Origin of the sequence: Pseudomonas sp. R1-18 (assembly GCF_051132095.1) — a bacterium.
Taxonomy (GTDB): domain Bacteria; phylum Pseudomonadota; class Gammaproteobacteria; order Pseudomonadales; family Pseudomonadaceae; genus Aquipseudomonas.
The window spans coordinates 1,911,118-1,925,622 of sequence record NZ_CP071658.1; the positions used below are offsets into that span (position 1 = coordinate 1,911,118).

Annotated in this window: 12 protein-coding genes; 10 read left to right on the forward strand and 2 right to left on the reverse strand. The window is 64.0% G+C overall.

The genetic code is table 11. The annotated features are described in order from the left end of the window. The first annotated feature begins 9 nt into the window (after window positions 1–9). The 10 genes from kdpB to J3P77_RS08850 all read left to right on the forward strand — a co-directional run bounded on the left by kdpB (window position 10) and on the right by J3P77_RS08850 (window position 12,507). Window positions 10–2,076: a potassium-transporting ATPase subunit KdpB gene (gene kdpB, locus J3P77_RS08805; protein ID WP_434681151.1), complete on the forward strand. Its 2,067-nt coding sequence runs from the start codon at window positions 10–12 to the stop codon at window positions 2,074–2,076. A gap of 60 nt (window positions 2,077–2,136) precedes the next feature. Then, complete coding sequence (gene kdpC, locus J3P77_RS08810) at window positions 2,137–2,709, forward strand: potassium-transporting ATPase subunit KdpC (protein ID WP_434681152.1); 573 nt, start codon at window positions 2,137–2,139, stop codon at window positions 2,707–2,709. Window positions 2,710–2,839: 130 nt separating this feature from the next. Next, entirely contained in the window at window positions 2,840–5,500 is a 2,661-nt protein-coding gene (locus J3P77_RS08815; protein WP_434681154.1) for a DUF4118 domain-containing protein, read from the forward strand. A gap of 88 nt (window positions 5,501–5,588) precedes the next feature. Beyond that, complete coding sequence (locus J3P77_RS08820) at window positions 5,589–6,284, forward strand: response regulator (RefSeq protein WP_434681155.1); 696 nt, start codon at window positions 5,589–5,591, stop codon at window positions 6,282–6,284. A 113-nt stretch (window positions 6,285–6,397) separates the two neighbouring features. Next, window positions 6,398–6,676: a hypothetical protein gene (locus J3P77_RS08825; RefSeq protein WP_434681157.1), complete on the forward strand. Its 279-nt coding sequence runs from the start codon at window positions 6,398–6,400 to the stop codon at window positions 6,674–6,676. Window positions 6,677–6,876: 200 nt separating this feature from the next. Continuing rightward, a complete protein-coding gene (locus J3P77_RS08830; protein WP_434681159.1) occupies window positions 6,877–7,794 on the forward strand; it encodes an AAA family ATPase in 918 nt (305 codons plus the stop codon). Next, the gene (locus J3P77_RS08835; protein ID WP_434681160.1) at window positions 7,791–8,747 is read left to right on the forward strand and encodes a DUF58 domain-containing protein; all 957 of its coding nucleotides are present in this window, start codon (window positions 7,791–7,793) and stop codon (window positions 8,745–8,747) included. The genes J3P77_RS08830 and J3P77_RS08835 overlap by 4 nt, the downstream gene beginning before the upstream one ends. Further along, the gene (locus tag J3P77_RS08840; protein ID WP_434681162.1) at window positions 8,744–10,777 is read left to right on the forward strand and encodes a transglutaminase TgpA family protein; all 2,034 of its coding nucleotides are present in this window, start codon (window positions 8,744–8,746) and stop codon (window positions 10,775–10,777) included. The genes J3P77_RS08835 and J3P77_RS08840 overlap by 4 nt, the downstream gene beginning before the upstream one ends. 31 nt (window positions 10,778–10,808) lie before the next feature. After that, a complete protein-coding gene (locus J3P77_RS08845) occupies window positions 10,809–11,561 on the forward strand; it encodes a CHAD domain-containing protein (protein WP_434681931.1) in 753 nt (250 codons plus the stop codon). A 148-nt stretch (window positions 11,562–11,709) separates the two neighbouring features. Then, complete coding sequence (locus tag J3P77_RS08850; protein WP_434681164.1) at window positions 11,710–12,507, forward strand: acyl-CoA thioesterase; 798 nt, start codon at window positions 11,710–11,712, stop codon at window positions 12,505–12,507. A gap of 9 nt (window positions 12,508–12,516) precedes the next feature. Here the strand turns inward: J3P77_RS08850 and J3P77_RS08855 are convergent, their stop codons facing one another. Both J3P77_RS08855 and J3P77_RS08860 read right to left on the reverse strand, forming a co-directional pair. After that, complete coding sequence (locus J3P77_RS08855) at window positions 12,517–12,879, reverse strand: Mpo1-like protein (RefSeq protein ID WP_434681165.1); 363 nt, start codon at window positions 12,877–12,879, stop codon at window positions 12,517–12,519. 95 nt (window positions 12,880–12,974) lie between these two features. Continuing rightward, window positions 12,975–14,450, reverse strand: coding sequence for a methyl-accepting chemotaxis protein (locus J3P77_RS08860; RefSeq protein ID WP_434681167.1), 1,476 nt, complete (start codon window positions 14,448–14,450; stop codon window positions 12,975–12,977). Window positions 14,451–14,505 lie beyond the last annotated feature (55 nt).

The window sequence follows — 14,505 nt, forward strand, 5'->3', positions numbered from 1 at the left end:
GGATTTTTCATGAATATGCCAGTCGATGTTGTAGAAAAGGCCGAATCCCAGGCTGTAGCGGAACCGGCCAGAACGGCAATCACAGCCTTGTGGCGGCCGGCGCTGATACAGGCTTTCGTCAAGCTGGACCCGCGTCAGCTCAAACGTTCGCCGGTCATGCTGGTGGTCGAGCTGACGGCGATTCTGACCACGGTTTTGTGTCTGATCCCCGATCCGCAGGTGCCCACTCTGGTGGCGGTGCAGATTGCTCTGTGGTTGTGGTTCACGGTGCTGTTTGCCAACTTCGCCGAGGCCCTGGCCGAGGGCCGCGGCAAAGCGCGCGCCGATAGCCTCAAGGCGGGCAGTGAAGGGCTCAAGGCGCGGGTCCGCATGGACAATGGCAGCTTTCGCGTGGTCAACGCCAGCGAACTGCGCAAGGGTGATGTGGTGCGCGTGGCAGCGGGTGAGATGATTCCTGGCGACGGCGAAGTCATCGAAGGCATCGCCGCGGTCAACGAAGCGGCAATCACCGGCGAATCCGCGCCGGTGATCCGTGAGTCGGGCGGTGATCGCTCAGCCGTTACCGGCAACACCCGGCTGGTGTCCGACTGGCTGCTGGTGCGCATCAGCACCAACCCGGGCGAGTCGACCCTGGACCGCATGATTGCTCTGGTCGAAGGCGCGAAACGTCAGAAGACGCCCAACGAGGTGGCGCTCGACATCCTGCTGATCGGCCTGACTCTGATCTTCCTGCTGGTGGTGATCACCTTGCAGCCATTTGCCCGTTTTGCCGGTGGCAACCTCCCGTTGGTGTTTCTGGTGGCACTCCTGGTGACGCTGATTCCGACCACCATCGGCGGGCTGCTGTCGGCCATCGGTATCGCCGGCATGGACCGTCTGGTGCGTCTCAACGTGATTGCCAAATCAGGGCGGGCTGTGGAGGCGGCCGGCGACGTGCACGTGCTGCTGCTCGACAAGACCGGCACCATCACTTTCGGCAACCGTCGGTGCGCGGCGGTCTATGCAGCGCCGGGCGTAACGCCACGCCAGCTGGGCGAGGGCGCGCTGCTGGCGTCTCTGGCCGATGACACCGCCGAAGGCAAGTCGATTGTCGAGTTCCTGCGCAACCTGCACCCGCTGAGCGAACCGCCGCTGAGCGCGGTAACGAGCGTCCCGTTCAGTGCCGACACGCGGCTGTCCGGGGTCGACTATCAGGGTCGGGTGTTCCGCAAGGGCGCGGTGGACTCACTGCTGGCGTTCATCGGCATGCAGCGCGCCGATCTGCCCGCGCCACTGGCGCGTGAAGTGGACAAGATCGCCAAGACCGGCGGCACGCCGCTTCTGGTCAGCGCCGACGGCAAGCTATTGGGCGCGATCCATCTCAAGGATGTGGTCAAGCCAGGCATCCGTGAACGTTTCGACGAATTGCGCAAGCTCGGGATCCGCACAGTGATGGTCACCGGCGACAACCCGCTGACCGCCGCCGCGATTGCTGCCGAAGCGGGCGTCGATGACGTGCTGGCCGAAGCCACGCCGGAAAAGAAACTCGAACGCATTCGTCACGAGCAGAATGAGGGCCGCCTGGTCGCCATGTGCGGCGACGGTGCCAACGATGCGCCGGCGCTGGCCCAGGCCGACGTCGGCATGGCGATGAACGACGGCACTCAAGCCGCGCGCGAAGCGGCCAACATGGTCGACCTCGACAGCGATCCGACCAAGCTGCTGGACGTGGTGCAGGTTGGCAAGGAGTTGCTGGTGACTCGCGGCGCGCTGACGACCTTTTCCATCGCCAACGACGTGGCCAAATACTTTGCGGTGTTACCGGCGCTGTTCGCGGCGATCTATCCGCAGCTCGGCTTGCTCAACATCATGCAGCTGGCCAGCCCGCAGAGCGCGATTCTGTCGGCGATCATTTTCAACGCGCTGATCATCGTCGTGCTGATCCCGCTGGCGCTGCGCGGTGTGCGCGTGCAGGCGGCCAGTGCCGCTCAACTGTTGCGGCGCAACCTGCTGATCTACGGTCTGGGCGGGATTGCCGTGCCGTTTCTGGGCATCAAGCTGATCGACATGCTGCTGGTTGTGCTGGGCCTGGCCTGAACGCGCTGATCGTGCTGCATGCCGGTCGGCGTGCAGCCTTACCTGATTGAGGATGTGCAGATGTTCAATGTGATACGTCCGGCCATGAGCCTGATTCTGCTGATGAGCCTGATTACCGGCGTGGCTTATCCACTGGTTGTCACCGGCGTGGCGCAGGTGGCGTTTGCCGACCAGGCCAATGGCAGCCTGCTGCGCGATGACCAGGGCCGGGTTCGTGGCTCGGCGCTGATTGCCCAGCCGTTCAGTGGCGAGCAATGGTTCCAGCCACGGCCCTCGGCGGGTGCTTTCGCTACCGTCGCCAGTGGCGCGAGCAACCTGGCGCCGAGCAATCCTGCGCTGGCGACCCGGATTGCCGAAGAAGCCGCGAGGCTGGCGGTCCCGGGCCAGGGCGATGTGCCGCTGGCGCTGCTGACCACTTCGGGTAGCGGCCTCGATCCGCACCTGTCCCCCGAAGCGGCCAACTGGCAGGTCGCCCGCGTGGCGGCGGCGCGGCAGCTGCCGCAGGATCAGGTTCAGGCGCTGGTGGAAGCCAACACCCGGCGTCCATTGATCGGTCCGCCGGTGGTCAACGTGATGACCTTGAATATGAGCCTGAATCAGGTACCGTCTGCGCCACGTAACGCGCAGCTATGACCCGTAGGATCGCGCTTGCCCGTGATCGGCTGCGTAGTAGTCGCGGATTCTGCGAGCGCTCCGCACTCGATCGCGGGCAAGCGCGCTCCTACGGATAGTTACAGAAACCCCAATCGAGGTAGTCAACAATTTGAGCGATTCCGGTCGAGCTGACGCATTGCTGGCCCAACTGCCCCGTGACGGCAGAGGGCGGCTGAAAGTATTTCTCGGCGCTGCGCCGGGCGTGGGCAAGACCTACGCCATGCTGCAGGCTGCCCACGCCCAACTGCGTCTGGGTGTCAGGGTTGTCGCAGGCGTGGTGGAGACCCATGGCCGCGCTGAAACCGAAGTGATGCTCAGCGGTCTGCCGCAGCAGCCCCTCGTTCGCACGGAATACCGTGGCATCACGCTTGAGGAAATGGACCTCGACGGCTTGCTGGCGCTGCATCCGGCGCTCGTGCTGGTCGATGAACTGGCCCACAGCAACGCGCCCGGCAGTCGCCACGCAAAACGCTGGCAGGATATTCAGGAACTGCTGGCGGCCGGTATCGATGTCTACACCACGGTCAACGTTCAGCATCTGGAAAGCCTCAACGACCAGGTGCGCGGCATCACCGGCGTTCAGGTGCGCGAAACCCTGCCCGACTGGGTGCTGCAGGAGGCGTTCGATCTGGTGCTGATCGACTTGCCACCCCGCGAACTGCTGGAGCGGCTGCGCGACGGCAAGGTTTACGTGCCTGAGCAGGCGCGTGCGGCAATCGACGCATTCTTCACCCAGACCAACCTCACCGCGCTGCGTGAACTGGCGATGCAGACCGCGGCCGCGCAAGTGGACAACGATCTGGCGCAGGGCTATCGACGGCTGGGCCAGGCGGCGCCGGCGGTGCGTGGTCGGCTGCTGGTGGGGATCGATGGCGATGCGAATGCCGATCATCTGGTTCGCCACGCCAGCCGGGTCGCGCAACGTCGTCATCTGCCCTGGAGCGCGGTGCATGTCGATGACGGGCAGACGCTCGACGAGCAGGCCCGCACGCGCTTGCAAACCGCGCAGCAACTGGCCGAGCGGCTGGGCGGCGAAGTGGTGTCGCTGCGTGCGGGCGAGGTCGCCCGCACGCTGCTGCAACATGCTGCCGAGCGCCGCGCCAGTCTGGTGATGGTCGGCCAGTCGCGGCGCCGCTGGTGGCGGCATCTGCTTGGCGGCGGAGTCGGAGCGCGTCTGCTGCGCGAAGGCCACGGCCTGGAAATCAGCGTGCTCGACGACAGCGAGCGCACCCCGGAAAAACCTCTCGCCAGGCCGATTCGTAAACTGGTGTGGTTCGACTACGGGCTGGCGGTGATCGCCACGTTGCTGGCCAGCGCGCTGGCCTGGGGCGTTGCCGGCCTGCTGGCACTGCCGAACATATCGCTGATCTTTCTCGCCGCCGTGCTGCTGGTCGCCGTGCGCAGCAGCATCGGCCCGGCGCTGGTCTGCGCGGCGCTGTCGTTTCTGGCCTATGACTTTCTATTCATCCCGCCGAATTTTTCCCTGAGCATCCAGCGTGAGGAAGACGTACTGACGCTGCTGTTCTTTCTGCTGATGTCGGCGCTGACCGGGAAACTGGCTGCCCGCCAGCGTCAGCAACTGCAGGCGCTGCGCGATACTCAGGAGCAGACCAGCGAACTGCTCGATCTGTCGCGCAGGATGACCGCGGCCACTGACCGTCAGGCGGTGTTCAACGCCGCCGAGCAACACTTCAGCGGCTGGCGGGCGTTACAGGTGTGTCTGGTCGGCCGCGACGAGCAAGGCGGGTGGAAGGTCGAGAGCGGCGCGCCGGCGCAGTTTTCCGAAGCCGAGCGCGCCGCTGCCGACTGGGCCTGGCAGCACGACCAGGCGGCGGGCACCGGTACCGGCACGCTGCCGTCGGGACGCTGGTGGTGGTGGCCGATTTCGGCCGAAGAAGGCCCGTTGGCGTTGTTGGGCGTCTGCCCCAGAGAAGGCAATGTGTTTACCGCGCAGCACCGGCGATTGCTGGCGGCGCTGGCGCAACCGCTCGCACAGGCGCTGGCTCGCGCGCAATTGGCCGAGGAGCTGGAAGCTGCGCGCCTGCATGGCGAAACCGAGCAGTTGCGCAGCGCTCTGCTTGCCTCGGTGTCCCACGACTTGCGCACCCCTTTGACGGCCATGCGCGGCAGCATCGACAGTCTGCTGGCGCTGGGCGAGGCCATACCGCTTGCGGATCGGCGCGAACTGCTTGAGGGCACGCGGGACGAAGCCGAGCGGCTGGACCGCTACATCCAGAATCTGCTGGACATGACTCGCCTGGGACATGGCGCACTGAAGCTTGCCCGCGACTGGGTTTCGCCGGCGGACATTGTCGGCAGCGCATTGAATCGGCTGCGTACGGTGGTCGCGCCGTTACAGGTCAGCACGCAAGTGCCGGCCTCGTTGCCGTTGCTGTATGTGCATGCCGCACTGATCGAACAGGCGTTGGTCAATGTGCTGGAGAACGCGGCACGTTTTTCACCGCCTGACGGGCGCCTGCAGATTGAAGCCGGAATCGAGGCTGGCGAGCTGTTTCTTGCGGTGAGCGACGAAGGGCCGGGCATTCCGGCGCCCGAGCGGGCAAAGATATTCGACATGTTCTACACCGCCGCCCGTGGCGACCGAGGCGGGCAGGGCACCGGGCTGGGGCTGGCGATCTGTCAGGGCATGGTCGGTGCGCACGGCGGTCGGGTCAGCGTTGATGAGGGCATCGAGGGTCGCGGCACCCGCATTACTCTGCATTTGCCTCTTCAGAATCAACCGGCGAGCGAAGCGCAGGAACAAACGTGACGCAGTTCCGGGTTAATCTTGCACACTTTTGCTTAAACACACTTTCCCTTCGAAACCCGAACCCCGACCCCACAATGGCGCAGCGCAGATGAGTCAGACCTCCACCATTCTGGTGATCGACGATGAACCGCAGATACGCAAGTTTTTACGCATCAGCCTGGCTTCCCAAGGCTACAAGGTATTGGAAGCCGCCACCGGCATGGACGGCCTGAGCATGGCGGCCTTGAGCAAACCCGACCTGCTGGTGCTCGACCTCGGCCTGCCGGACATGGATGGCCAGCAGGTATTGAGCGAGTTTCGCGAATGGTCGGCGGTGCCGGTGCTGGTGCTCTCGGTACGCGCCAGTGAATCGCAGAAAGTCACGGCGCTGGACGCCGGCGCCAACGATTACGTAACCAAGCCGTTCGGCATCCAGGAGTTTCTCGCGCGGGTGCGTGCTCTGCTGCGTCAGGCATCGAGTGCTGACCAGCCCGAGGCGGTATTCGAATGCGGGCCGTTGACGGTCGATCTGGCTTACCGACGAGTGCTGCTCGACGACACGGAGATCGCGCTGACCCGCAAGGAATACGCAGTGCTGGCGCAACTGGCGCGGCATCCGGGGCGGGTCATCACCCAGCAGCAACTGCTCAAGGATATCTGGGGCCCGACCCACACCGAAGACACGCATTACCTGCGCATCGTTGTCGGGCATCTGCGCCAGAAACTCGGTGACGATCCGACCGCGCCGCGATACATCGCGACCGAAGCGGGGGTTGGGTATCGGCTGTTGGAAGAGCAGCGATGATAAAACCGCAGGAGACAGTGGTTTCGACGATGTAAACGTCCGCGCCATCACGGCACTTTTGCTGCAAGATACCGTCAAACCCGCATCTTCTTTCCCCCCTGAGGTAACACCCCATGAAAGCCTGGATCTGTCTGCCCTTGATCGCCCTGGTTCTCGCAGGCTGTGCCGGCAAGACCGGATACCGTGAGAGCTGCGCCACACAACTCGATGGCGCCTGGCATGAACTGGATCTGGCCAAGGCCGAAGGCTTCGCCGGTACGGTCAGCTACTCCAAGGCCCTGTCGCTGCTGACCGGTGCCAAGACCCAACAGCAATTCGAAGCATTCGAGGGTTGCACCCAGAAAGCCGAGAAAGCCCGCTTCTACATCCGCGAATCCCGCGCGGGGCGTTGAAGGCTTGTGCAGACGCCGCTAGCCCTGGCGGCGTCTGCGGCATCTGCTCCCGCTACTACCACCGCCACCCCACCACCTCGCCGCACCGGCAGTTCCCCCCAAAACTAGCGAAAACGCCTACGCTGGTCGTAGAGTGTTCGCACACTCGACATCATTTGCAGTCCCAGTAGACATGTAGCAGTTGCCGGAGGGGCTTTGCGATGAGCAGAAAACTCGATGCGTGCCTGAGCGCCATCAATGAGGTGGTGCTGGGCAAGGATATGCAGGTGCGTCTGGCCATGACGTGTCTGATCGGCGGCGGCCATTTGTTGATCGAAGATTTGCCCGGCATGGGCAAAACCACCTTGAGCCACGCCCTGGCGAAAATCCTCGGGCTGAGCTATCAGCGTATCCAATTCACGTCGGACTTGTTGCCGGGCGACATACTGGGCACTTCGGTGTTTGATCGCGACACCGGCCAGTTCACCTTCCATCCGGGCCCGATCTTCGCCGAGCTGGTGCTGGCTGACGAGATCAATCGCGCCACCCCCAAAAGCCAGAGCGCGCTGCTGGAAGCCATGGAAGAGGGGCAGGTGACGATCGAAGGCGCTACTCGCCTGTTGCCGGATCCGTTTTTCGTGATCGCTACCCAGAATCCGTTCAGTTCCGGCGGCACGTTCGCGCTACCCGAGTCGCAGCTGGACCGTTTTCTGATGCGCATTTCAATGGGCTATCCGGCGCGCGCCGCCGAGAAGGCCTTGCTGCTCGGCGAATCAAGGCGTGAGCTGATGCCGCGCCTGCAACCGGTGATCGACCATGCCGAGTTGCGCGCCCTGCAGGCCCAGGCGCGGGACGTCAGGGTCAGTGATGCGCTGGTGGATTACGTGTTGCGTCTGGTGGACGCAACACGCAGCCAGCCCAACTTCGCCTACGGGCTTTCGCCCCGCGCCAGCCTGGCGATTATTGCGGCGGCGCGGGGCTGGGCAATGTTGCTCGGTCGCGATTACGCGATTCCCGAGGACGTCCAGGCCGTGTTGCCATCCGTGATCGGCCACCGTTTGCGCGAGCGCACCGATCCGACCGGTCACGGCGGCGCGGCGCTGGTCCAGTGGCTGTTGCGTGAGGTGCCAGCGCTTTGATCCAGCAGCTCAAGCCGTTCTGGCAGCGCTGGCTGGCGCGTAGGATTCCGCCGGCCTCGCGTATCCAGCTCGACCACCGACGTATCTTTATCCTGCCTACCCGCACCGGCCTTATGTATGCGCTGATGCTGGTGCTGATGCTGCTGGCGGCAATCAACTACCAGAACAGCCTGGCCTATGGTCTGGCCTTCCTGCTGCTGTCGGTCGGCATCCTGGCGATCCTGCACACCTACCGCAACGTCAGCGGTCTGGTCCTGAGCGCCGGCGTTGCCCGCTCGGTGTTCGTGGGCGAAGCGGTGCAGCTGCGTTTGCGGCTGGAGAGTGCCGGCGATGCGCATCAGGCGCTGGGGTTGGGTTGGGACGCCGCGCATCTGCAGAAATTCGACGTCGGCGCCGACGGCCTGACAGATGTCGAACTGACCTTGCCCGCGCAGACGCGCGGCTGGTTGCGCGCGCCTCGCCTGCGGGTCGAGAGCGTATATCCGCTGGGAATTCTGCGTGCGTGGAGCTGGCTGGATCTGGAGCAGAGCGCCTTGATTTATCCGCGCCCGCTGGCCGGTGCGATGCCGATGCTCAAGGGCTTCCAGCCGCACGCCGAGGATGCCGGCGTGGCGACTCAAAGCGCTGGAGTCGACGATTATCAAGGGCTGCGCGCGTACCAGTCCGGGGATAACCGCCGACGTCTGCACTGGAAAGCCTATTCACGAGGCCAGGGCCTGCTGGTCAAGGATTTCACCGACCTGAGCGGCCACGATTTGTGCCTGGATTTCATGGCCTTGGGCGGCGACATCGAAGAGCGTTTGTCGAGGTTGTGTTACTGGGTTCTGGAACTGTCCCAGCGTCGTCAGCCGTTTGCGCTGCGCCTGCCGGGCTTTCTGTCATCGGTCGACAGTAGCGAAGCGCACCGAGAAGCCTGCCTGCGCGCGCTGGCGCTCTACGGGCATCGCTCATGAGTAAGGATGCCGCCTCCACCGGCAAGCCTGAGACCGAGGTCGCCGCGCATCAGCCCATTCCGCGCGACACACTGACCTGGCTGTTACTGGCGCAGGCGCTGGTCATCGTGCCGTTCCTGAGCCATTTGCCGGTGTCGATCATCGCGCTGTGGCTGGGCTGCACGGTCTGGCGCGTGCAAGTGTTCCGCATGCGGGCACGCATGCCGGGCACCTGGGTGAAGTCGGGTCTGTTGGTCGGCACCGCAGGCGGGGTTTATCTGGCGCGCGGCAGTCTGGTCGGGCTGGATGCTGGCGCGGCATTGTTGATCGCGGCGTTCGTGCTCAAGATGCTGGAAATGCAGGTTCGACGCGACGCGCTGGTGCTCATTTTTCTCGGCTTTTTCTGCGTGGTGGTCGGCTACCTCTTCGAGGACAGCCTGCTCTGGGCGCTGTTCAGCATTCTGCCGATCGGGACGCTGTTGGCGGCGTTGATCGGCTTGCAGCAGTCCGATCTGACGCGTCGGGCGTCCGGCACCTTGAAGCTGGCGTTCAAGCTGCTGCTTCAAGCGGTACCGCTGATGCTGCTGCTGTTTCTGTTTTTCCCCAGGCTCGACCCGCTCTGGTCGCTGCCGCAGCCCAGCAACAAAGGCATAACCGGCCTGTCGGACAGTATGGCGCCCGGTGACATGGCCGAATTGAGCAAGTCGCCGGCGCTGGTGTTTCGCGCCAGTTTCGACGGCCCGATCCCGCCTCGCCAGCAACTGTACTGGCGGGGCCTTACCCTTGAGCAGTTCGATGGTCGTCGCTGGTCCCAGTCGGCGCGCGCCCAGTCGGTCCAGATTGCGCAATGGAGCAAGCGTGGCGACTCGATCAGTTACAGCGTCGTGATGGAGCCCAGCGGGCGGCCGTGGCTGCCGAGCCTGGATGTGGCCGAGACGCCGCTGAGCGACGTGCGCCAGATGAGCGACTTCCGGCTCCAGCGGCGTCGGCCGGTCGATCAGTCGCTGATGTACGCCGTGACTTCCTGGCCCGACGCGCTGCGTGACGGGCAATTAACCGAGCAGATTCAGCGTCAGGACCTGCAGCTTCCGGCCAAGGGCAATCCGCAGGCCCGTGAATGGGCGGCACAGCTGATTCGACGCTACCCGCAACCGGATGCGCTGGTCGGCGCGATACTCGATCATTTCAGTGACGAGCCGTATCACTACACGCTCAAGCCCTCGCCGCTGGGCGTCGACAGCATTGATGAGTTTCTGTTTGTCAGCCGCCGCGGTTTCTGCGTGCATTACGCCGGCGCGATGACTTTCGTGCTGCGCGCCGCCGGGATTCCCGCCCGCGTGGTGGCGGGTTATCAGGGCGGGGAGCTCAACCCGCAGGGCCAGTATCTGACGGTGCGCCAGTTCGACGCCCATGCCTGGGTCGAGTACTGGCAGCCTGGAGCAGGCTGGCGCAGCGCGGACCCCACTGCCGCTGTTGCCCCGCAACGTATCGAGCAGGGCCTTGAGCAGGCGCTGGCAGCCGACGAAGCCTTTCTTCAGGACGCTCCGATGTCGGCGCTGCATTACCGCAATGTCGCGTGGGTCAACGCGCTGCGCCTGAGCTGGGACAACCTCAATTACGGCTGGCAGCGCTGGGTGCTGGGCTATCAGGGCCAGCAGCAGCTGCAAGTGCTGAGTCGCTGGTTTTCCGGGTTCGAGGTGCCGGTGTTCATCGGCGCCGCCGTGCTGCTGCTCGGCCTGCTTGCGGCGTGGATCTTCAAACCCTGGCAACGCGAGAGTGACTCGCAACTTCGTGTATTCAATGCATTTGAACGATTGCTGGCGCGTCATGGTCTGCGTCGTATGCCGGGCGAGGGCGCACAAGCGTTCTGTCATCGCGCGGTCCTGTTCTTTCCGCAGCATGCCGATGCCATAGAAGACTTCGTGGAGGAGTTCCAGGCACAGCGGTATGCGGGACATACGGTTTCGGTCGCGCATTTGCGCCGTCGGCTGCGGTACTTGCGGCGGCGCTTGCCGTGGCGTTTGTCCGCGGTAAAGGACAGACATTCCTAGACCATTTTTCAGGGGGTAATGCATGTCTTCGATGGTGGATCATCTGGTCGCCGAACTGCTGACGCTAGATGTCAGGCTCATGGGGTGCCAGGCAAGGCTGGCAGTGTCGACCGACAGTGAAGCGTTGCATGATTTGCGCACCACTGTACGGCGGTTGCGCAGTGTCATGCGGCCGTTGCGCGAGCTTCCCGGGGCCGAGGCGCTGGAGCAGGCGGCCAAGGCGGTAGGCCAGTTGACCACGCCGCTGCGCGACATGCAGGTGCTGGCAGCATTTCTTGACAAGCAGGGCCTGCATGACGCGGCCGGCAGGCGCAACGAACACTTGGCGCAGGCCTGCCCCAATGTGGCGACCAGCGCTGAGCTGCGTCGATTGATGACCCTGCTCGATCAGTTTCCGGCCATGCTCCGGGTCCAGGAGCGTCAGGGACTGCTGCGCGGGCTGCGCAAGGCCATCGAAAAGCGGATGGATAAGCAATGGCGCAAGCTGCGCCAGGCCATGGCCGAGCCGGGCCACGACCGTCATGAGCTGCGGCTGTTGATCAAGCGCGTGCGCTATGCCGCCGAGGCCTATCCCGAACTCAGTCATCAGCCGAAGAACATGCAGCGCAGCCTGAAGGCGGCGCAGGGCGAACTGGGCAACTGGCACGATCATTTGCAATGGCTGGCCAAGGCCGGTGAGCAGGCCGACCTTGCGCCCTGCATTTCGGGTTGGCAGATCGGCATCGTGCGTGCCGAGCGCAAGGCCGAACAGGCGCTCAAGCGTCTCGCCAAGGTGTGCTTCTGAGCACCGGTTACACAACGGGCGGGTAGATTAGTGCCTTCTTGCGACGCGCCGCGCATTTCGCCGCAACAATGGCCGGTATGGGGCGTGTCAGAGCGATTGGAGGTGGATAAGCTCACAGCACATTCGATCCCGCCAGGCCGGAGTGACCATGAACTTTTCAGAGCTGCTTAATGCTGTTCACGACAACCCGCTTAGCGTCACCATACCGGCCAGTTGGTCCCAGGGCCGGGCCAGTTTTGGCGGCCTGATGGCAGCCTTGCAATACGAGGCAATGCGCAGCCACGTGCCAGCACAACGCCCGGTGCGTTCGCTGGCGATTACCTTTGTCGGGCCCGCCGAGCTGGACGTGCCGGTGGCGTTCGAGGTCGACGTGTTGCGCGAAGGCAAGGCGGTGAGCCAGGTGCTGGGACGGGCGACGCAGAACGGGCAGGTGATGATGCTCATGCAGGGCAGCTTTGGCGCGCCTCGCGAATCGGTCGTTTCGGTCGCCGCCGAGTCGGCGCCGCCGCTCAGGCCGGTTGAAGAGTGCCAGGAACTGCCCTTCATCAGCGGCATGATGCCCGAGTACCTGAGGTTCATGGAAATACGCTGGGCGCTGGGTGGCTTGCCGTTCAGCAATACACCGTCGCTGGCCATTGGCGGATACGCCAGGTTTCGCGGCCAGCAGAGCGCGGAGCCTTTGAGCGAGGCTTACATACTGGCGCTGGTGGATACCTGGCCCCCGGCATTGCTGCCCTGGCTGCGCAAACCAACGCCCGCCAGTTCGCTGACGTGGACCATCGAGTTCATTCAGCCTCAGCCGGCGCTGACCACGCAGGACTGGTGCAGCTATCAGGCAGTCATCGAGCACGCGCGCGACGGCTATGGACACACCGCGGCCACGCTGTGGACACGGGGCGGTGAACTGGTTGCGATCAGCCGTCAGACGGTCACGGTATTCGGATGAGAAGGGTGGTCAGCGTTTGTGGCGTTCTTTCCAGGCGCGCCACCATGCGCCGCTCAGCACGAAACGCGGGAAGGTCACGAACTGCTCGACGAGCAAACTTTTGACCGCATTGCCACGGTCGCCGGAGGGTTCGCTCGACTGCTGTTCCAGCCTATGGCCGTGGCGCTGGAAGCCCAGCGCCGCCACCAGTCCGATCACGCCGATGGCGATCGACGTAAAGCTCAGGGAAAACAGGCCGTCGAGGATCAGTAACGCGGCGAGGATAAACATCGGTACCGCGATCAGGTGCAAGACCAGATTGGCCGGGTGCCGATGGTTGTCGGCGTAAGTTCGCCACTGCCAGGTGTGGAGATTGGGATGTCGCTTGCCCATACTGCTGTCCTCTTCAACGCGCGTATCGATGCCTGAAGAATAGGCCCGACTCGGGGCGTCCGCGAGTCAAGCCTGACTATTGGCGCGATAGCCGTTTACAGCTTGAGCTGGCCGATGGCCCGGCTCAGTTCCCCCGCCAGCGCTGCCAGCTCATCGCTGGTATTGGCCGAGTCGATGGTCTGGCTGACCGTGCTTTCCGTCACGTCGCGGATGCTGACCACGGCGCGGTTCATTTCTTCGGCAACCTGGCTCTGCTGCTGGGCGGCGACCGCGATCTGCGTGTTGCTCTCGCGCATCTGGCCTACCGCCTGCGCAATCGCGGCCAGAGCCTGACCCGCTTCCTGCGCCTGCTGCACGCACTCGTCGGCCTTGTAGGAGCTGTCCTGCATGAAATCCACCGCATCGCGGGTGCCGGTCTGCAGCGCTGACACCATGGTGGTGATTTCATCGGTCGAAACCTGCACCCGCTTGGCCAGATTACGCACTTCGTCCGCGACCACCGCAAAACCGCGACCCATTTCCCCGGCTCTCGCGGCCTCGATGGCAGCGTTCAGCGCCAGCAGATTGGTCTGCTCGGCGATGCTGTGAATCACGTTGACCACTCCGTTGATCTTCTGACTGTCCACCGCCATGCGCTGAATCATCTCGGCGGTCTGCTGCACGCCGCCGGACAGACCGGCAATGGACAGCTGCACCCGGTCAACAACAGCCTTGCCACTGCCGGCCAGCGCGTCGGCAGTTTGCGACTGATCGCGGGTTGTCGCGGCGTGCCGGGCGATATGGTGCACGGTGGTGGTCATCTCGTTGATAGCCGTGGCGACCTGGTCGGTCTCGCTCTGCTGGCCAAGCATGCCGTGTCGCACGCCACTCATGCCCGCAGCCAGGTGTGCGGCACCCTGGTCCAGACGCGTCGCGGTCTGCGCGACGGTGCCCACCACACGCTGATAACCCGCCTGCATGGCGTTGAACGCGCGGGCCATCTGCCCGACTTCGTCCTCGCTGGCATTGGGCACCCGGACGGAAAGATCACCGCTGCGCTCGACATGCTGCATCACGTCCTTGAGTGCGTTGAGCTGAGTGAGCAGAAAGCGAATCAGCAATTGCGACGCACAGAGCATGGCGATCATCAGCACCAGCACCGCAACTGCGTATTGGGCGAAGCGATGTGCAAACAGGGCGGCGAAGTCCGGCGCGAAGGCCAGCACAGCGATGCGTTGTCCCTCTGCGCGGGTCACCACCTGCGCGCCGGCGAGCACGCGGTCATCGATCCGTCTGTCCATATCCACCCAGTCCTCAGCGCCGGTCAGTTCCGGCAGTGGCTGGTTCTGCAGGGTGGGCGTCTGGCCTGCTCTGTAGATCAGCAGTTGTGTGTTCGCGGGCAATGGCTGGTCGGCAGGCCAGGCCGAAATGATCGACGCCTGGTTCCGGGCAGCGTCGCGAGCTGTTTGCTGGCGGCCCTGCTGTTCAAGCTGCAGGGCATACAGAACCAACAGCAGGGTGGTGATGAACGCGACCGCGTTGACGGCCCAGAATTTGTACTTGAGCGAGAGGTTACTGATCCATGAGCCCATGAGTGGTCTTCTTTAATGATTGCGCACGCGCGCGGCAAGGTGCCACTACGATGCC